The organism is Okeania sp. SIO2C2, assembly GCF_010692625.1.
In the GTDB taxonomy this organism is placed as follows: domain Bacteria; phylum Cyanobacteriota; class Cyanobacteriia; order Cyanobacteriales; family Microcoleaceae; genus Okeania; species Okeania hirsuta.
On record NZ_JAAHGM010000003.1, the window covers coordinates 71263 to 89843 of the forward strand.

17 protein-coding genes are annotated in these 18581 nt (G+C 36.6%); 11 read left to right on the forward strand and 6 right to left on the reverse strand.

Annotation, left to right across the window (positions count from 1 at the left end; genetic code table 11):
* The first annotated feature begins 726 nt into the window (after nt 1-726).
* The 3 genes from F6K18_RS02540 (at nt 727) to F6K18_RS02550 (ending at nt 2514) form a co-directional block, all read left to right on the forward strand.
* Nucleotides 727-1971 (forward strand): hypothetical protein, encoded by a 1245-nt coding sequence (locus tag F6K18_RS02540; RefSeq protein WP_287518357.1) that lies wholly within the window; start codon nt 727-729, stop codon nt 1969-1971.
* A gap of 182 nt (nt 1972-2153) precedes the next feature.
* Nucleotides 2154-2321 (forward strand): hypothetical protein, encoded by a 168-nt coding sequence (locus tag F6K18_RS02545; RefSeq protein WP_205127506.1) that lies wholly within the window; start codon nt 2154-2156, stop codon nt 2319-2321.
* Nucleotides 2314-2514 (forward strand): alpha/beta fold hydrolase, encoded by a 201-nt coding sequence (locus F6K18_RS02550; protein ID WP_124146825.1) that lies wholly within the window; start codon nt 2314-2316, stop codon nt 2512-2514. Before F6K18_RS02545 ends, F6K18_RS02550 begins: the two co-directional genes overlap by 8 nt.
* Before the next feature lie 194 nt (nt 2515-2708).
* Here the strand turns inward: F6K18_RS02550 and F6K18_RS02555 are convergent, their stop codons facing one another.
* Entirely contained in the window at nt 2709-3308 is a 600-nt protein-coding gene (locus tag F6K18_RS02555) for a nitroreductase family protein (protein ID WP_287518362.1), read from the reverse strand.
* Nucleotides 3309-4083: 775 nt separating this feature from the next.
* Here F6K18_RS02555 and F6K18_RS02560 point away from each other — a divergent pair.
* Nucleotides 4084-4488, forward strand: a complete 405-nt coding sequence (locus tag F6K18_RS02560; protein WP_287518364.1) for a trypsin-like peptidase domain-containing protein — start codon at nt 4084-4086, stop codon at nt 4486-4488.
* A 24-nt stretch (nt 4489-4512) separates the two neighbouring features.
* On the forward strand, nt 4513-5556 hold the full coding sequence (locus tag F6K18_RS02565; protein WP_353734989.1) for a formylglycine-generating enzyme family protein: 1044 nt from the start codon (nt 4513-4515) through the stop codon (nt 5554-5556).
* A gap of 310 nt (nt 5557-5866) precedes the next feature.
* Here the strand turns inward: F6K18_RS02565 and F6K18_RS02570 are convergent, their stop codons facing one another.
* The 3 genes from F6K18_RS02570 to F6K18_RS02580 form a co-directional block, all read right to left on the reverse strand.
* Nucleotides 5867-6742 carry an SDR family oxidoreductase gene (locus F6K18_RS02570; protein WP_287518366.1) on the reverse strand — a complete coding sequence of 292 codons (876 nt, stop codon included), beginning with the start codon at nt 6740-6742 and terminating at the stop codon, nt 5867-5869.
* A gap of 353 nt (nt 6743-7095) precedes the next feature.
* Nucleotides 7096-7881, reverse strand: coding sequence for an exodeoxyribonuclease III (gene xth / locus F6K18_RS02575; RefSeq protein ID WP_287518368.1), 786 nt, complete (start codon nt 7879-7881; stop codon nt 7096-7098).
* 1051 nt (nt 7882-8932) lie between these two features.
* On the reverse strand, nt 8933-11371 hold the full coding sequence (locus tag F6K18_RS02580) for a GH116 family glycosyl hydrolase (protein ID WP_287518371.1): 2439 nt from the start codon (nt 11369-11371) through the stop codon (nt 8933-8935).
* Between the two features lie 999 nt (nt 11372-12370).
* On the opposite strand from F6K18_RS02580, the gene F6K18_RS02585 reads away from it, so the two are divergent.
* Nucleotides 12371-12688, forward strand: coding sequence for a transposase (locus F6K18_RS02585; RefSeq protein WP_287518373.1), 318 nt, complete (start codon nt 12371-12373; stop codon nt 12686-12688).
* Between the two features lie 176 nt (nt 12689-12864).
* Nucleotides 12865-13182: a hypothetical protein gene (locus F6K18_RS02590; RefSeq protein WP_287518375.1), complete on the forward strand. Its 318-nt coding sequence runs from the start codon at nt 12865-12867 to the stop codon at nt 13180-13182.
* Between the two features lie 609 nt (nt 13183-13791).
* On the opposite strand, the gene F6K18_RS02595 is transcribed toward F6K18_RS02590, so the two are convergent.
* Entirely contained in the window at nt 13792-14736 is a 945-nt protein-coding gene (locus F6K18_RS02595) for an alpha/beta hydrolase (RefSeq protein WP_287518377.1), read from the reverse strand.
* 223 nt (nt 14737-14959) lie between these two features.
* Nucleotides 14960-15589 (reverse strand): hypothetical protein, encoded by a 630-nt coding sequence (locus F6K18_RS02600; protein WP_287518379.1) that lies wholly within the window; start codon nt 15587-15589, stop codon nt 14960-14962.
* A 234-nt stretch (nt 15590-15823) separates the two neighbouring features.
* Between F6K18_RS02600 and F6K18_RS02605 the strand changes: the two genes are divergently transcribed.
* From F6K18_RS02605 to F6K18_RS02620, 4 genes are all read left to right on the forward strand, one after another.
* A complete protein-coding gene (locus F6K18_RS02605) occupies nt 15824-16168 on the forward strand; it encodes a hypothetical protein (RefSeq protein WP_375339663.1) in 345 nt (114 codons plus the stop codon).
* Nucleotides 16169-16227: 59 nt separating this feature from the next.
* The gene (locus F6K18_RS02610; protein WP_287518381.1) at nt 16228-16776 is read left to right on the forward strand and encodes a GIY-YIG nuclease family protein; all 549 of its coding nucleotides are present in this window, start codon (nt 16228-16230) and stop codon (nt 16774-16776) included.
* Nucleotides 16777-17143: 367 nt separating this feature from the next.
* Complete coding sequence (locus F6K18_RS02615; RefSeq protein WP_287518384.1) at nt 17144-18088, forward strand: tetratricopeptide repeat protein; 945 nt, start codon at nt 17144-17146, stop codon at nt 18086-18088.
* Between the two features lie 350 nt (nt 18089-18438).
* Nucleotides 18439-18561, forward strand: a complete 123-nt coding sequence (locus F6K18_RS02620; RefSeq protein WP_287518386.1) for a hypothetical protein — start codon at nt 18439-18441, stop codon at nt 18559-18561.
* Nucleotides 18562-18581 lie beyond the last annotated feature (20 nt).

The following is an 18581-nucleotide window of genomic DNA, read 5'->3' on the forward strand; positions in this document are numbered from 1 at the left end:
GCATTTTTAGACTGGGGAATATCAATCTGAATACTATATAGCAATTCCCATAAACAGTGAGATACAAAATTCGTTTGTTTGAGGCAGTAGGGAGCACTAGATAACTATAATTTACTTCCTAAAAATGAAAATTCTGTACCGACCAATATTAGTACTTTTGCCAGACTACTTATTCTTAACAATGGTGTTGGTTGTAATTATTTGATTACGAATTATCCGTATTTACACTTAACTAAAAGCTTCTGCATTTACAGGATTTCAGTAAACTTATCATCAAAAAATCTACTGAACTCTTAGATTCTTCATCAAATCTTTACATAAATTCAAGTAATTCCAGAGTAAAATTAATAGTTAGAGTATAATCTAATTTTTATACTTAATTTAGCTTATAAAGATTAGTTATGGATAGGACTAAGATTGTAATAAGCAAAAGTTATAAACTAGAGTGAGTATTACAAACTTTAATCTGTATTTCAGATTTAACCTAATTCATAACGCATATTTTTAGGTAAATACGGACATTGAGCATATTTTTATATGAGTTAAATTTACTATCATAATCTCAAAAATATTGGTCTAACAAATCTGTTCAAAATTGCAATTTAATTCTTATTGAAATATCTATTCTACTAAGCCAGATATAATCATCAATTATTACAAAAATCTACTTTATTGAAGAGCAAGTTAAATTAGCTTATAATTAATTATCAGAGGGGATTTTCAAGAATGTTAAATTATAATTTAAACTCTTTATCAACTAATAATAATCATCAATCGGCCAAACAAGAACAGCGACTTTATCAGCATTTACAAGATTTAGCTCGTCAACAAGACCCCGAAGAGTTAATTGGTAATTTTAGGGCTCTATTTATTGATGCTTCTGGATATTTTATCCCTGAAATATGGCAGGTAATGGAAACAATTATTCATGCCGATCCTGATGAAGAAGAATTTCATAATATTCTCAATAGAAGTTGCTATATATTAATTAACTGTTGGTTACAAAACCCACAACTGCAAAAATCAATTCCAGAATTAGTAAGTATATTCCAGGTAAAACCAAATAACCTGCCCTCTTGTTGGACTTCTAAACGTGTACGCACTTTAATTAGCAGTTTTACTGAGACTGAAAAATATGTTGCCTTACAACGTTTAGCTAAGATGTTTATCAGGGAAACTCAAGAAAATACAAAAATTGCAGATCGGAAGTTAGAAAAATTAATTGATCGATATCCATATCTATATGAACATTGTTTTTTCAATGATGAGAGTACTGATGAAGAGCAACAAGAAATTAAAATGATTGGAAGAAGACAACAGCAAAAATATGAAATAGATTTGTCTAAATATATCACTTATCAAAGGTTGCCCAGGAAAAGCAATTCTATTGAAAATCCTACTTTAATGAAAGACGAAGAATTAAATGAAGTAGTTAAGTATTTTACCAAAAAAGTTCATGGTTGCCAAACATTACGAGACCAAGCTCAACAGTTTCAAACTTATTGTGATTTTACTTGTTCTTATGGTACTTTTAAAGATGGACTATATGAATACTTAACTGATACAATCGATCCTGGTTATAGTAAATGTCAATTTAATCGCAAATTATATGATAAATTACAAAATACTTGGTCTGATAATAATACTCAAAAACCCAATGATTCTCTAATTTTAGGTACTTGCAAAAAAATGTTAGATTTTCTAGTTGTTGAGAGTCTTGAGCAACCAAAACATTTTGTTTTTTATGACCTGATTAATAATCTTGGAGCGACAATAGTGATTGGTATGTTCTTGAAGATTGTACTATTTTGTCACCAAGCTAAACCTTATTTAGAACAAAAATTTTCTATTCTTTTTAATCATTATCAAGGAGCTACCACTGGTAAAGTTTGGTGGTTAGTGAAGTCCATGGAAACTCTTAATGTTGCTTTTAGCACTAACTTAGTAGGGATAAATCTATGGTGTTTTTAACTATTTATTCGGCGTTGCACAGTGACGAATGATTACGAGAATTGAGGAATTTGCCGATGTTTCAAATCATAGATCAGCAAGGGAATTGATCTGTACCAGTTTCATGTCTGTTATGAAGACTACCGTGCTGTTGCCTCTATTGACTTAGAGCATGATGCAGCAGATATTGACACGAAAATACAGTGTCCGTTATTGGTATTGTGGGGAGAGAAGGGAGTCATATCAAATCCGGTAGCATCGGTGTAATTAGATTGGGGGATGGGGAGATGGGACCCACCCCTCGCCCCTCCCCCTCCCAGGAGGGGAATGTGGGGAGATGGGGAGATCGAGAAATATTTGGTAATGGTTGAAGATGAAACATTTTTTTATACCGAATTAAACGGATTTGATATCATGGGAAAACTTTATGATGTTTTGGAAACCTGGCGAGAAATAGTGATAGAAGGTTTGTTGCAAGGTCAAGGTTTGAAATGCGGTCATTTTATGCTGGAGGAAGTGCCAGATGAAGTAACTCAGGCGTTGCTTGATTTTTTTAGAGGATAATTACAGGGAAGCTATGAAAATTGTACCCGACTCAAATATAATTTTGGGTAGGGCGATCGCCCTACCCTATAGTCAGTTATTAGCTAGTAGGTTGGGTTGAGGAAAGAAACCCAACACGGGCGTTATTATTGTTGGGTTTCCTACGTCAACCCAACCTACAGGAATGACAAATATTCAATTCGCTTCTTTAAAAACTAAATAAATGAAGCAGTTTGACCCCACTCTCCAGTAAATACAAAAGAATTTATCGGTTTACGACTGCGGGGAGAAAGTTCCCTCTCTCGTAAAGACTCAGGCAAAATATCGGGTTCTCCTGGATAACCAATAGCTATAGCTGCTACTGGTTCATATTCTGCTGAAATTTTATATAATTCCCGTGCTTTATCAACATCAAAACCTCCCATTTGATGAACTCTCAAACCCATTTCTGTTGCTTGAAAAGTTAAGCTGGCAACTGCTAAACCTACATCGTGAAAAGCGTGTCTATTTGGTTGATTATTTCTGTCAAAAGAAAGTTTCGCAATGGATAACATTAATACAGGAGCAAGACCTGCCCAAGGTTGATTTCCTTCTACAATACAACTAAAAAGACGGTCATATTCAGTGGGGTTTTCCTTAGTAGCAATTATGAAACTCCAAGGTTGTTCATTGAAACAAGAAGGAGACCATCTTGCTGCTTCTAGAAGTGAAAGTAATACTTCTGAGGAAACCATTTTGTCAGCAAAAGCTAAAGAACTCCAACGTTGTTTTAATAACTCATTAATTGGATATTGATTTTTTGCAGGTTTTTCCATTTTTTGAATTTTTAATAACTACTTGAGGTATCTAAATAATATCAAAATTTGTTGCTGCTTATATCATCTTTAGTTGAATATTACATTTTAGAGGGAGGAAGGAAGAGAGCAGAAGTAAAGTAGTGGCGTGACCACCTAAAATGTTACAAAAGTAGGGGCGGGTTCCAGGTTAAATTAATGGGGGTGACAAATGATGAGATAAATTCGCCCCCGCACCAATAATAACTGAGCAAATTAACTGTTTCGGTCTAGTATTAGGGTCTGGTTCCAGGTTAAATTAATGGGGTTACAAATGATTTAGATAAACCCGCCCCCGCACCAATAATAACTGAGCAAATTAACTGTTTCGGTCTAGTATTAGGGTCGGGTTCCAGGTTAAATTAATGGGGGTGACAAATGATGAGATAAATTCGCCCCCGCACCAATAATAACTGAGCAAATTAACTGTTTCGGTCTAGTATTAAGGCCGGGTTCCAGGTTAAATTAATGGGGGTGACAAATGATGAGATAAATTCGCCCCCGCACCAATAATAACTGAGCAAATTAACTGTTTCGGTCTAGTAGTAAGATTTAAAGGTAGTAGCTCGTCTAAACTAAAATTGTGAGTAAAACCCAACGCTAAAATCCCCCCCAACCCCCCTTTCCAAGGGGGGAGAGGTCTATATTTTCTAAAATTTCACCACATTTTCAAGCTAGGCGAGCTAGTAGAATGAGGTAAAATTTGGTTTTAATTTTCAGGGAAAAGCTAATCTTTATATTACTAAAGAATAAAAGAATGAACGGACAGTTAGAAAAATCTATTGTTTTAATTACCAGTGCTAGCGATCAATCTTTCAAAGCAGATGTTATTGGTACTGGGTTTGCTTTTTATCAAGAAGAAAATTACACTTATTTGCTGACTTGCGCTCATGTTGTTGAGGATGTGGGTGGTGAGGAAAATGTATTGGTAAATAATATTTCCGCAGAAGTTGTGGCAATAGGAGATACTCAGGGTTTTGATTTGGCAGTTTTGCGAGTCAAAGAACTTTTGTCTGTTCTTCCTTTAGGATTAATGATGTTACCTGGAGAGCTAGAAATAAGTTTAAAAATTTCAATTCCTGGTTATTTTCTTTGGGGTAAAAATAAGGTGCGTCGTCGCAAAACAATCAAAGGAATTATGATGGTTGAAGTTGGTGAATAAAAGGCATTCCAGATTATCAAAAATGTGGGAGAAGAAGTTGCTATTGGGAAGCTAAAAATAGAAGCTGGTAAATTGCAAAAAGGTTATAGTGGAGCACCTGTTGTAGATTTAGAAACAGGTTTTGTTGTGGGCATAACTACTCACATGGAGGGGAAAAATGAAGAGGAAGGAAAGGAGGGAACGGCAATATCTATTGAAGCTTTGAAGAAGATTTGGCCTGAAATTCCTCCTGATGTTTTTCATTTTTACTTGGAAAAATTTGACGTAATAACTGTAAATATGAAAGGCGAAGAAATTAATCGTCATTCCCACAAAGCAGCATTTTTCACTGAAGATTTGGGTAATGGTGTGATGTTGGAAATGGTAGCTATTCCTGGAGGTACTTTTACGATGGGTTCGCCAGAAAATGAAGAGGGAAGAAATTATTGGGAAAGTCCGCAACATAAAGTTACTCTGCAACCTTTTTATATGAGTAAATATCCTATTACTCAAAACCAATATCAAGCAATTATGGGTAAAAATCCTTCTGATTTTCAAGGGGGAAACCGCCTAGTAGAATCTGTGTCATGGTACGATGCAACAGAATTTTGTCAAAAGCTATCTCAGAAAACTGGGAAAAACTACAAACTGCCGAGTGAGAGTCGGTGGGAATATGCTTGTCGCGCAGGTACAACCACACCTTTTTATTTTGGAGAAACTATAACGTCTGAGTTAACTAACTACAATGGCAAATATATTTATGGCAAGGCATCTAAAGGTAAATATCGAGAAGAAACAACAGATGTAGGGAGTTTTCCTCCTAATACTTTTGGTTTATACGATATGCACAGCAATGTCTGGGAGTGGTGCGCTGATGACTGGCATCAAAACTATGAAGGCGCCCCTACTGATGGTAGTGCTTGGCTAGAAAATGATGGAAAAGAACATTATCCCGTACTGCGTGGCGGTTCCTGGAACTATAATCCTAATTTCTGCCGTTCTGCGATTCGCTACTTCAACATTAGGCGCGACATCCACATCAACCTTTTTGGTTTTCGTGTAGTATGCGATGCCGGGAGAGCTACATGAAGTCAGTAGGGGCGAATGGCATTGACTAACGTCAAGCTCCGCTAACGCCCTCACTCGATTTAGTGTCCCTGCGTAAGTCCTGATAATATTATTGGTAGTCCTGCATAGTAATGTTAGATAGTAACAATCAATGTTTACAGGGAGTACGGGAGCAAGATGCTCCCACTGTTGTGCTTCCTAACAAAAATAATTACAATGCAGCACTATTCCTATTTTTTATTGTTTAAGATTTTCAGAATTTACGCAAAACCAATATATCTAGGGCGAACGGCCGTTTGCTTGCACATACTTCGTAACGTCCCTACTTTATTCACACTCCCATTTTTCGGCGAATAAAACTCTCTACAGATTCCATTTTCATCTCAAATATTCTCTCTAAATTCTCAATTTCTTCTGGAGTGCAGAAAAATTCATTTGCCAATAATACTCTTAAAGTACCTAGACTTTTTTGTAACTCAGAATTAAACAATCCCACAGTATTTCGTAATCCATCAAACACAAATAAAGGTGGATTAATAACTATCGGTTCCCGGTTAAAAACTTTGCTAAATATCTGAGAAATTTCTCCTCTAGAAATAATTTCTGGTCCACCTACAGGCAAAATTTGATTACAAGCAGCTTGTACAGAAACAGAATCCACAGCAATTTTTGCCAAATCATCTGTACTAACTATTGAAGTGCGATTTTTGTCATCTCCAATAAGTAGATAAATTCCTGTATCTTTAAATCTTTCTGCCAGTGGTAATAAATTAGAAGCAAAACCAGAAGGTTGCAAAATAGTATAATTTAATCCACTCGTTTTGAGATATTTTTCTACCTCTCTTTTTGCCTTAAAAGTAGGTGAATCTTCATATCCTCTTTCTGCTCCTAAGACGGAGATAAATACAAAATGTTTAACACCAACTTTCACCGCACAATCTATCAGTTCAATATTAGCTCGGTAGTCAATTGCTTGAACATCATTCGCCCCACCATGAGCGCTAATAATATATTCAATTCCTTGACAAGCTTTTTCAATATCCTTGTCTATTTTTAAGTCGCCTATGAAGATTTCAGCTCCACGATTTTCTAATTCAGAATAAGAAGAATTTAGTCTGGCAAAAGCACGGACTAATATTTCTCTTTCTCTCAATATTCTGATTATTCTTTGCCCTAAGTCTCCGGTTGCTCCTGTTACTAAAAACATAATTATTTTTTGTTGGTTATTAATAGTTTAATTGGAAAATTTACCAAATAAAAAACTTAGTATTAGCTATAAATAATTGAGGTATAGTTTTAGATCCCCCCTAACCCCCCTTAATAAGGGGGGAACTTTCAAAGTCCCCCTTTCTAAGGGGCATTTAGGGGGATTGTAAATGTACCTCATAATTGTGGAAATTGCTATAAAGGAAAAAGTCCCCCTTTCTAAGGGGGATTTAGGGGGATCGTAAATGTACCTTATAACTATGGAAATTGCTATAAAGGAAATGGTTTCTATAATTACCTAATTATTGCTTCAATCTTCCCTTCTTCCTCCTTCCTTCTTCCTTCTTCCTTCTTTCAAAATTCCACAATAACTGGCGTATGGTCGCTAGGTTTTGGTAATTGTCTTGGAGATTTGTCAATTATACAACTTGTGGCTTTTTGAGAGAGGGGCAAACTCAGATAATGATGGTCAATACGCCAACCACGGTTACGGCGAAAACCTGCTGCTCTATAGTCCCACCAACTGTAGTGACCTCCTTCGCTGGTAAACTGGCGAAAAGCATCTACTAATCCCAATTTGAGAATTTCTTGTAAAGCTTGGCGTTCCGCATCGGATAATCCCACAGAATTTTTACAACCTTCTGGGTCGTGAATATCTCGGTCTTCTGGGACAATATTAAAATCTCCACATATACACAAGTTTGATGATTTGTCAAGAACAATTTTGATATATTCTTGCAAAAGTTTCAACCAATGAAGTTTATAATCATATTTTTCACTGCCAACACTAGCACCATTAGGAACATAAAGATTCAGAATACGAACATTATTTACTACCCCAGTAATTAACCGTTTTTGTATGTCAAAATCTCCCACTTTATCCTCACCTAAAATAGGTGCAAACCCACTACTAACATCTTGCATTGGGGAAAGACTAAAAATTGCTACACCATTATAAGATTTTTGACCAGAAATATAAGTATGATAGCCTAATTCTTCAAAAGGCGATCGCGGAAAATCTTGGTCAATAACTTTGGTCTCTTGTAAGCAGAGAATATCAACAGGATTTGTTTGTAACCATTCTATAACTTGTTGTTGACGAGTTCTAATTGAATTGACGTTCCAAGTAACTATTTTCATAATTTAAAGAAGGAAGAGGGAAGAAGTAAGAAGGAAGAAGGAAGAAAGAAGGAAGTTGGAAATATTAAGGAAGGAAGAGGGAAGAAAGAAGGAAGTTGGAAATATTAAGTAAGAAGGAAGTTAGAAAGTAAGCATTCAGCTATTATACCAATTTGATAAATGTTTGTTACAAATGGTAGAAGTAAGAAAGAAGGAAGAGGGAATAAGGAAGAAGGGGTAAATATTGAAAAAATAGGGAAAAAAAATAGACATAACTATCTCAAATGAACTGGAGTCGCTATTTTTAAGAATATCCGAGCAATATCTACTTTTTTGTAGCATTCTTTTTTCAAATTGGTATTAGCTGTCAGCTCGAGCGCAAAAGGAAGGGGTTTTAATGAAAATAGACTTTTTAGCCCGCTTTTATAGTTAAATATAAATTATGCCTCAATTAGTAAAGCTTTTATATAAAACTAAAAACAATAGCTGATTGCTGATTGCTGAAGGCTGTTTGCGTAGCAGTCAGCAGGAAATGCTTACGTTAGAAATATTAAGGGATGCTATTCTTTTTCATAATTTTAATTATTAGAAATCTCCAGAAAAGAGAGAACAGGGAACAGGGATTATGAATTTAAAAATGTAATAGTTCAAATACCTCCTAACTCCTAAATTCTAAATTCTAACTTTTGACTTTTGAATTGAAAATTCTAACTTTTGACTTTTGACTTTTGAATTTCAAAACCTCCTAAATTATAAATTCTAACTTTTGACTTTTGAATTTTGAATTGAAAATTTTGACTGTTGAATTGAAAATTCTAACTTTTGACTTTTGACTTTTGAATTTCAAAACCTCCTAAATTATAAATTCTAACTTTTGACTGTTGACTTTTGAATTTCAAAACCTCCTAAATTATAAATTCTAACTTTTGACTCTTGAATTGAAAATTCTAACTTTTGACTCTTGAATTTTGAATTGAAAATTATAAATTCAAACTTTTGACTTTTGACTTTTGACTTTTGAATTGAAAATTTTGACTTTTGAATTGAAAATTTTGACTTTTGAATTTTGACTTTAAAAACCTATCGCCCAAATTGCCATTGCTCTGAGATAATGACTAGCTCGAAAAGTTCCGTCAGCAGTAATAGCTTCTGGGGTGCGAAATTGTAGACCATTTTCATAAATTTGTCGCACCACCGCTTCAGTTATTTCAAAAGCTTTATCCTTCATTCCCATTTGCACCATAAAAGCAGCTAAACCAAAATTAATTCCCGTCCAAACTTCTAATGGATGGGTAGCATCAGGATTTTCTGGAGAACCATCAGGTAATACTCCATTCACTGCTCCAAACTTGCCATTATGAAACTTTTTAAAACAAGAATTATAGACAGTATTCAAAGCAGAAAAAGCACATTCATTAGGTACAATATCCGGCAATTTTAATAACTTAGCATAAAATTGACCACATAATTGATCCGCCATTACCACTTCCGAATTACTATCACTATCCAAACGATAAAATTCCCCATTCCATAACTTCTCTTGATAAACAACTAATCCTTTTTCTAACCAACTTTGATAAACAGAAATTTGATTATTAATAGCATCCACAGAATTTTTATCGACCTCAGACTGAAAACCTTGAGGTGGATAATAAGGAATTTCTCTCGGATGCTCAATTAAAACTTTCCCAATAGCGATCGCTGCCTCCAAAGCAGCTAACCATAACCCTCCACAATAAGCGCTCACTCCCCGCAACTGCCAATCATCAAAAGTTTGGTCTGGCGCTCCCTCATTTTCAGGAATACCATCATTATCCTTGTCAAAAGCCTTAAGATATGCTAGTGTCTCCACCACAGCAGACCAACATTCCCAGAGAAACTCATAATCATCTGCACCAGTCAACAGAAAATCCCGATAAACCTGCAACACAAAATCACTAGACAAATCCTTCCATTGATTGCAGTCCTGATAACTGGTGTAATTTGTCTTTTCCCAAGGATGCTCATTTGGTGCCCCCAAATCATGGGGTGTTGCTCCTGCTATCTTTCTCACCGCTGATGCTTGATTATAACCAATAATTCTCGGTGTATCATCCGCCGTCGATATTGCTCGTGCAAACGCTACTAACACCGATTTTTCCAAATCCGGCCACAACATTAACAGCCCAAAAGAACCATATAACCTCACATCTAAACTCTCATACCAACGATAATCCAAACATTCCAGAACAGCAAACTGACCTTTAGGAGCGTCTTCGCTAGCAGCACTCCAAATAGTTCCCCCACTCGTGAGGTCATAAAGTTCATTAAACAAAGCCATCTTAAACCAATTAGGCAAATCTTCCCGTTGTAGAATCGGATTTTGCCAAGCTTCAATATTCTCGCGCCAGGTTTGATAATGTTTCATGGCAGTACGAATCATCGACCAAGCATTTTTGCCATTGCGACCATAAAAATCAGTATAACGGCGATAATATGAAACCCCCGCACCAAACTCAGTCACAGGCAAATCCCAAGCTAAGAAGAAAGGAATTTTTCTGCTTCTCCCTGGTCTGATAGTGAAACGAACCGATATCCCTACTCCGATTTGCTCTCCTTCTTGTGCAGGTAGTTCATTCTCTTCATCCATCAGGGTTCCGTCTATTGCAAAGTAGCGCCAGATATCTTCTCCATTGCCAACAGGGTTCCAGCGCGTGTGATAGCTAACTTCAACACCAGCATTAGTAAAAGTCGCGATCGCCATTTGACCTTCCCCTTCTGCGGGGTCATCAGCAATGCTCAACTTAGTCATTATGCAACCGATACGATGGAAATCTTCCACTAATAAATTAAAGTTGTCCGTACTTTCTCCCCACCTTGGTTTGTATTCATAAACTGGACTACCATCATCTCTAACTTGCACTTGTGGTGTTTTCACAGAATTGGTAAACCAACCGATGGTATTTTGCCAAGTGAGCATAATGCTGAGAGTGATGGGTTCATCGGTGGGGTTGTGAGCAACCCATTCAAAGATGGCAACGGGGTAACTGGTTTCTTGATAATTACCTGCCCAAATAGGGGAAAATTGTTCGCAGCTTAATTGTGCGGTAAATACGTTTTCATAGACAAACCAACTGCGGGGATAAAGAGCATGATAAGTGCCAGTATGTAATCCTGCTTTTTGTTTCGGATACCACTGCCAAGTTGAGAGACTGCCATCAGATGGTGACTCGGTAGATAAAGCATAAGCTTGCTTGTGGCCTTTTGTTTCTTCAAAAATGCTAAATTGACAGGCAGGTAGATTTTGATAAATGTGTTCGCCACCGTCGAGATGCCAGAGATTAAAATCGCCCCGTGGGGAACGACCGATGGCACCTGCACCGAAACCTCCGAGGGGCATTCCGTGCCAGGGGCCATCATCAAGGTTACTGCTATAGCGCACTGTGTAAGGTTTGTCCCAATTGAGACCAATGGGACGATTCCAGGTATAGGGGGGAATGTTAGGGGTAGGATTTGGATTTATTCGTTTCATGCCCTATATTTTATTCAGTCAAAAGTTAAAAGTCAAAAGTCTAGTACATTGCGTAGTCAGGAGAAAGGAGTTGTCGGTAACGGAGTTTGTCCAGTTTTTAGTAGGAGTCAGAATAAGGAAGAAGGAGTCAGGGAGACGGTTTGGGAGAAAGGAGGCAAAACCCTCAAAAACCCAAAAGAACCCAAAAGCGCTAAAAATTATTAAAACACCCGCAGCGCAGGGAGTCAGAAATGCGCAGTGCTCAGAAGTTGTGGTACTGAATGCGCGAGAATGTAAACCCGAGTCAAGCGAAAATAGAAAGAAGGTAGAAAAAACTTGTTGAAACTGGTATAATTAAATGCAAAAAGACCACAAAACAAAAAGAAGAGGTCCAACTAATGAAACACAACCCCCAAGGTCATCCAACCCGACCCATGCAATCTTCATCCCCCCAAATTCCCACCTCCTGCAACCCCCAAGGTCATCCAACCCGACCCATGCAATCTTCATCCCCCCAAATTCCCACCTCCTGCCATGATCTTGTGCCAATGTGTGACGAGGACTTGGATGCCGTTTCGGGCGGCAAATATGCATATGCGAACAAACATTACGGCCGGAAATATTAAAAAAAAAAGAAGAAATAGAATTGATCGTGAGTTAAGGGGGAGCGCTAGGGAGCGCTGCTAGTCGTATATTAGTATGTATTATGTATGTGTGTGCGTGGTTCTTCCGCGCTCGCCGCTCGCTCGCGCTCTGGGGCGACGGGAGGACGGGAGGTGCTGTGCCGCTCTATGCGTGTATGAACAGTACCACACTCGCTGGTTTTATGCTAGGTATTGGCAGAAGCTAGAAAGTATAAACCATTTAAAGGCCGAAACTTTTCAGGTGATACCTGGCACGAGGAGAGAAGTCAGAAGTTTGTTTGCGCAGCATTCCGCAGGAAAGTCAGAAGTCAGAAGTGTTCGGTGTAGTTGCCAACTGACTGATAACTGATAACTGATAACTGTTAACTGAAAGGACATGGGCAGACCAAAAAGAGAATTCAAAGCAGATTATTCGTACCACATTACGACTCGGTGTAATAACAGAGATTTCAACCTCACCCGCCGTGAGACCAGAGAAATACTGTTACATATCATCAAACAAGCACAAGAAAAATACCCATTTAAACTGTATGCCTTGTGCATCATGCTCAATCATGTCCATTACTTGATGGAAGCAGAAAATCCTGTGTCATTGCGAGCCGAACGAAGTGAAGCGTTTGCGGAGCATTCCCGAAGGGAAAGCAATCTCAACCGTCGAGATTGCTTCATTACGCTGACGCTCCATTCGCAATGACTAGGTAGTAAATGCACTGGATAAATTGGTATTCTGCCATGTCTTTCAACGCCCTCCTTAACCGCAAAGGACACTTTTGGGAACAAAGGTAAACCTGCCATGGCTTCCCCAACTCTGACAAAGAAAGGGCCTTAAACACCATCCGTTATATTCATGCCAACCCCAAGGCAGCAGGGATGAAAGAAGGCTTTTTATACGACTTTTCTAACTATGGCACTTATGAACAACTAACTACCGATGGTATTACTCAATGGCATCCAGCCTTTTTTGAGTTAGGCCCATCCTTGTCAGAATGCGCCGATAGATACAAAGGTTTCTGTCGGCGTTACAAACCAAAGAAAAAACAAGCCCGTAATAACTGGGGTAAGAGAATATTGAGGGGGATATTGAGCAAAGTTCCTAAAACTAAGGTATCCCCCGGTCAAATTCCCTTACCTATTGTATGGAAAAAATTGTCAAGATTGAAATTCCAGCGATCGCCAAAACAGCGATAGATTTTATTAAAGCGAATCGTTTTCCCTATTATTCTGTGGAGTGGTAGGGGCAGGTTTAGCCAAAAACATTGATATTGACCAAGAAATTAAATAAACCCGCCCCCAAAACCAACGGGTGAAATAGGGGGCGGGTTTAGCTAAACCTTTGAAGGGATATCGATTTCCCTTGATGAACCCGCCCCTACAATTCAATTTTTTTAACGTTTAATATTCATACCGCCCTTAACATTGATATTGACCAATGAGTTAAATAAACCCGCCCCCAAAAACAACGGAAGGTAGGGACGGGTTCAGCCAAAAACATTGATATTGACCAATAAGTTAAATAAACCCCCCCCCTGGGGTTTCATATCAAATCCGGTTGAATAGTCGTCATTGCGACGATAGGAAGCAATCTCCGCGCACCCCTGAGATTGCTTCCTTCCACTCCGTTCCAGTCGCTTCGGACTTGGGTATAGTAATTATCAGGATTTGATATCATTCCCAAATCAATAAGATAGGTCTAGAGCAATACTACGAGGGAGCGTAATTGTTTGTAGTTGGGCTTCAACCCCCTCGTCCGCCCCAGACAGTAAAGACAGGAGAAATCCTGACTCTTCCCTCCTAACTCTAACTCCTAACTCCTGACTCCTGACTCCTGAGTTGTGTTAAAATTCCCTCCTGACTCCTGACTCCTGACTCCTCCGCTGCAGCAAAAAATTCCTCCAATGCTGCTAGATAGCGATCGCTATCTACTTCTGCCAGGTCATTATGTCCAGCATTTGGTATCAACAGCAGTTTTTTCGGTTCGGGTGCAGCAGCAAATAATTGTTGACTCATGGTTGCAGGTATAGTTTTATCGTTCACACCATGAATAAATAAAACGGGCATTTCCAATAATTTTACTTTGTCAATGAAGTCAAATTTTTGGGTGACCAGTAAGTTGAGGGGAAATATCTGGATTCGACGTCTGTGTCTGTATTTAGCCATATCTTTGATAGAAGTAAAGCAACCTTCAGCTATTAATCCTGCTGCTTGCGGTTGTTGTAAGCAAAGATTAGCAGCGACCGCTCCTCCAAGAGAGTATCCATAAATAAAAATTTCTTCTGGTGAAAAGTTTTTTTCTTGAGTTAAATAATTCCAAGCTACCAATGCATCTTCATAAACAGTAGCTTCTGTGGGAAACCGTCCTTTACTGTTACCGTACCCCCGATAGTCAATCATAAATACCGAAAATCCCAACTGATATAGTTTAGCAACCCGCTCGAGATTGTAACTATTTTTCCGAGCTGCCATGTTACCTTTAGCACCATGTAGAAAGAGAATAACTCTAGAATTGCTATTAGTTTGAGGAATCCACCAACCAGATATTTTTTCTGTCTGTTTGTGAGAATTTGGAATTGACAACCAAACTTCTTGATATGGAAGATTAACAGTACCAGGAGTTGCTAATACCGATGGTGCAGGTTCAAATATCAATCGGTTTTGCAGCAATCTTAGCAACACAAAAGCAGAAGTGTAGATAGTTGCTAAACTTATTAATAGAAATTTCAAGAAAGTTTCAAAAATAGTCATTAGTTAAAAGTGAATTTCTGATTTACAATAGTATCAGCTATTAATAAAATAATTTTTCTAGAATTCTAGAAGTGGAATTTATCTAGATCCACCCCAAATTTTCGATATTATAATTTTGCCATAAACATAAATTTGATTGCTGCCCAGATAACGGGGGAAAAGTTATAGATCCAGGAAAATCAAAACGGATTTTCAACTGTCTACTTTCTGCACAGCCTAATAACTAAGACTTGATTATTTTCTGTAGTTGTTTAACTGCACGAATTAGATGAATAAAATATGGCCTAACTATATCTCTGTTTAAGTCTTGTAATTTATTTACTTGTTCTTGTAGTTCCTCAATTTTATTAGACATAGAAGCATAATTTGTTGATTGTAAATTATCTCCTAAATCCTGGTGTAAATCTGTAGTTAAATCTTTTAATGATTGTAATTCCTCATCAATATCTGAAAATTTAGTATTTATTGTGTCCCAGTCTTCTTTGGTAATTGTATTAAATTCAAAATCTGATTGATTTTGAGAAAAATTTATGGGATATTCTGGAGTTAATTCAGTAATTTTTTCTTGTGTTTTCTCTGAATACCGATCGACGGAATCAATATCTATTCTTAGTTCTTCTACCTCATTGTTAATATGTGTTTGTATTTTTTCTTCAAATCTTTTTCTATTAATTGAATTTAATATTAATGCCAATGTTATTGGAGGTGCAACAAACGAAATTTTTTCCCATACTAATGCAAAACCTGAACCAACAATTGAAGCCCCTAAAGCAGTATATTCTGCTATTTGTAGCCAATGAGGCTGACTTTGGGAATTATTTGAAACTTTTGATGATGTTTCTGTGTCTTCCATAAATCAAGATCCCCATTGAATATGTTAGGTTTTATAGTCTAATAGTAGACAATACAATATTTAGGTAAAAATTTTATCATAAATTATTAGATAAAATTTTATTTTAACAAATCTTTATATTTATTTTAAGGTAGTTGAGTTGAATCAAACAAATAGTAATATAAGTAAAGGCTATTTTCTGTTTTATAGGAAGAAGCAATACTATCTCAACAGCCATAGCCCAATTTGATGAAGATGGAAAAGGAAAAAAAAGTGGGTATAAAAATTATTGAAAGCTTTGAAAGTAGTTTCACGTTAGAACAAAATGCTCAACAAATGTTATTCAAATTATTAACAAGTGAAAATTTTATTCAACAAATTACTTCACAATTACCATATGAAAAATTAGAATTTACTGAATTAATATTTCAACCAATTCCCTATAGTAAAGAAACACCTAAAGGAATGGCAAAAGAATTTGAGCAGTATCACGAATCCAGTGACTATATTATCATTAACGTTCCGCCCAACTTCATGTTTAAAGCTAAAATATTTCAACCAAGCCGTCTCTGCGCCATCTATAAAATCACCAGAGATTAATCAACTTTTATCAATTCCGAATTAATTAACATTACCCTTGAACAGGAAAATCTCAAATAATGACTAATACCGAAATTCAAATACCAGAACTGTCAGAATTAGAATATTTACCTTATATTGATTCTCAAGGAAAATTACCAATTTCTTTACAAGGAAAAATTGGTGTTTATGGAATTTTTGATCGGGATAAAAAATTACTATTTGTAGGTTATTCTCGTGATATATATCAGAGTATTAAACAACACTTAGTCCGTCAACCTCATAGTTGCTATTGGCTAAAAGTACAAACTATTGAACGTCCGAATCGTACTATATTAGAAGGTATAAAAACTGCTTGGATTAATGAAAATGGGTCTTTACCTATAGATAATGATGGCGCAGAAGCAAAGTGGAATCAGCCAATAGATGCTAAACAAGAAATGACAGAAGCAGAAGCAATACAATATCACGACCCATTAACTGATGAAGTTGCTAAAGAAAAACTCTTAAAAAATATATCTAGGCGAGTTGAAGCTAATATTTTAGAAATATTAAAAACTAGAGGTTTAGAAGAAAATATTCGCTTTAATCCCAAGCTAAAAACCAGCGGTTTATTAGATTTGAAATAATTGATACTATTGGGATGAATATTTGCTGCAAAGTAAGCATTCAGCAGTTAGCTATCAGCTATTAACTCATTGTAAGTATTCAGCTCTTAGCTTTTTAATCAATGAAGCAAGCATTCGTTTAACTTCTATTACATTTTTAATCAGAGAATGAACTACAAGAACGATGATTTTGAGTTCAATTGATACAATTCTACGGTGTGAAGTGTAGATGTTTCTCAAGAGCTGATAGCTAACTGCTGTTTGCGCAGCATTCCGCAGGAAATGCTAAATGCTTACGAAAAATCTATATTGCTTCATAAGTAAAAATCTTTGAATTTCAAGACCATAATGATTAAAACTATTTATTTCTTCTTCCTTGAAAAATGAAATGGATGGACGAATAAAAATTTCCCCAGATGATTATCAGAGCTGGTACAATATGGGAGTAAATTTTAGTAAATTGGGGAAGCATAAACAGGCTATTACTGCTTTCGATCAGGCAATAAAAATTAAACCAGATTACTATGAAGCCTGGAATAATCGAGGTAATTCCTTGAAATTAATAGGTAGATTCCAGTCAGCTTTAAATAACTTTAATCGTGCGATAGAGATTCAACCAAATTATTATTTAGTTTGGTATAATCGAGGTAATTTACTCAATAATTTAGAACAATATCGAGAAGCGATAACTTCTTTTGAGAGAGCAATAAAAATCAAACCAGATCTATATCAAGCTTGGTACAATGTTGGAAATACTTGGAGTAGTTTAGGACATTATCGAGAAGCAATTGAAAATTACAAACAAGCAATAAAGTTTAAACCAAGTTTATACCAAGCTTGGCATAATCAAGGCAAGGCATTATTTGAATTAGGAAGGTATCAGGAAGCCTTGAATTCTTTTGAACAAGTCATTAAGCTTAAGCCTAATCATTATATAGCTTGGAATTTTCAAGGAAAAACTTTATTTTATTTGGGGAATACTAAAAGAGAAATTATTAGTTATGAGAAGGCAATAGATATAAAAGTAGACTATCAGGAAGCTTGGAATAATTTAGGTCAAGCTTTATCTAATTTAGGAAATTGGGTTGAGGCGCTCGCTTGTTTTGACCAAGCCATAAAAATTCAGTCAGATTATTCTTTGGCTTACTATAATAAAGCTCGTTGTTATGCTTTACAGGATAAGCTATATTTAGCTATTGAAAATTTAGAACAAGCAATTAATTTAGGTGCTGGTCAACCATATCGAGAAATGGCAGAAGCTGATGCTGATTTTTTTAAAATTAGCTCAAATCCTAACTTTAAAGCTTTAATTAAAGATGATTTAATTGATTAATTAGGGTTTGCTGAAAAAGTCTTTTAGTAAGGGTAGGAGGTAGGAGACAGGAGACAGGAGACAACCCACCCCTCGCCCCTCCCCCTCCCAGGAGGGGAAGACAGGAGAAATGGATCGGGAGCGAGGAGGTAGGAGTAAGAATTGTAAGAATGATTTTTCTGCCCAACTATGAGCCTAAAATACTAACTTTTTGAGCGTGAAGAGCTGAAAACCAGGCACTTTTTTCGACCCCAAAAAGACACTTGTCTTGATATGTCAATGCTTTTAGATTTAATCAGCAAACCCTAATTAGCTATTACCATTCAGCTATCAGCTAAAATCGAGGGGTATAATACCAGTTTAATAAATCTTTGCTACAAATATTTAGGTTACTGCTATTGAGTCAACCCACCCCTCGCCCCTCCCCCTCCCAGGAGGGGAATACAGGAGGACCGAGTTGTATGGGAATAGGTTTGATACCATTTTTTATTTAGTAATTTATCTTTTTCGTCCA

Bases quoted from the DNA above. Each gene is read 5' to 3' on its own strand.
- F6K18_RS02540 (WP_287518357.1), top strand. From the start codon at position 727: ATGTTAAATTATAATTTAAACTCTTTATCAACTAATAATAATCATCAA.
- F6K18_RS02550 (WP_124146825.1), top strand. From the start codon at position 2,314: ATGGTTGAAGATGAAACATTTTTTTATACCGAATTAAACGGATTTGAT.
- F6K18_RS02555 (WP_287518362.1), bottom strand. From the start codon at position 3,308: ATGGAAAAACCTGCAAAAAATCAATATCCAATTAATGAGTTATTAAAA.
- F6K18_RS02560 (WP_287518364.1), top strand. From the start codon at position 4,084: ATGAACGGACAGTTAGAAAAATCTATTGTTTTAATTACCAGTGCTAGC.
- F6K18_RS02570 (WP_287518366.1), bottom strand. From the start codon at position 6,742: ATGTTTTTAGTAACAGGAGCAACCGGAGACTTAGGGCAAAGAATAATC.
- xth (WP_287518368.1), bottom strand. From the start codon at position 7,881: ATGAAAATAGTTACTTGGAACGTCAATTCAATTAGAACTCGTCAACAA.
- F6K18_RS02580 (WP_287518371.1), bottom strand. From the start codon at position 11,371: ATGAAACGAATAAATCCAAATCCTACCCCTAACATTCCCCCCTATACC.
- F6K18_RS02585 (WP_287518373.1), top strand. From the start codon at position 12,371: ATGGGCAGACCAAAAAGAGAATTCAAAGCAGATTATTCGTACCACATT.
- F6K18_RS02590 (WP_287518375.1), top strand. From the start codon at position 12,865: ATGAAAGAAGGCTTTTTATACGACTTTTCTAACTATGGCACTTATGAA.
- F6K18_RS02595 (WP_287518377.1), bottom strand. From the start codon at position 14,736: ATGACTATTTTTGAAACTTTCTTGAAATTTCTATTAATAAGTTTAGCA.
- F6K18_RS02600 (WP_287518379.1), bottom strand. From the start codon at position 15,589: ATGGAAGACACAGAAACATCATCAAAAGTTTCAAATAATTCCCAAAGT.
- F6K18_RS02605 (WP_375339663.1), top strand. From the start codon at position 15,824: ATGGAAAAGGAAAAAAAAGTGGGTATAAAAATTATTGAAAGCTTTGAA.
- F6K18_RS02610 (WP_287518381.1), top strand. From the start codon at position 16,228: ATGACTAATACCGAAATTCAAATACCAGAACTGTCAGAATTAGAATAT.
- F6K18_RS02615 (WP_287518384.1), top strand. From the start codon at position 17,144: ATGGATGGACGAATAAAAATTTCCCCAGATGATTATCAGAGCTGGTAC.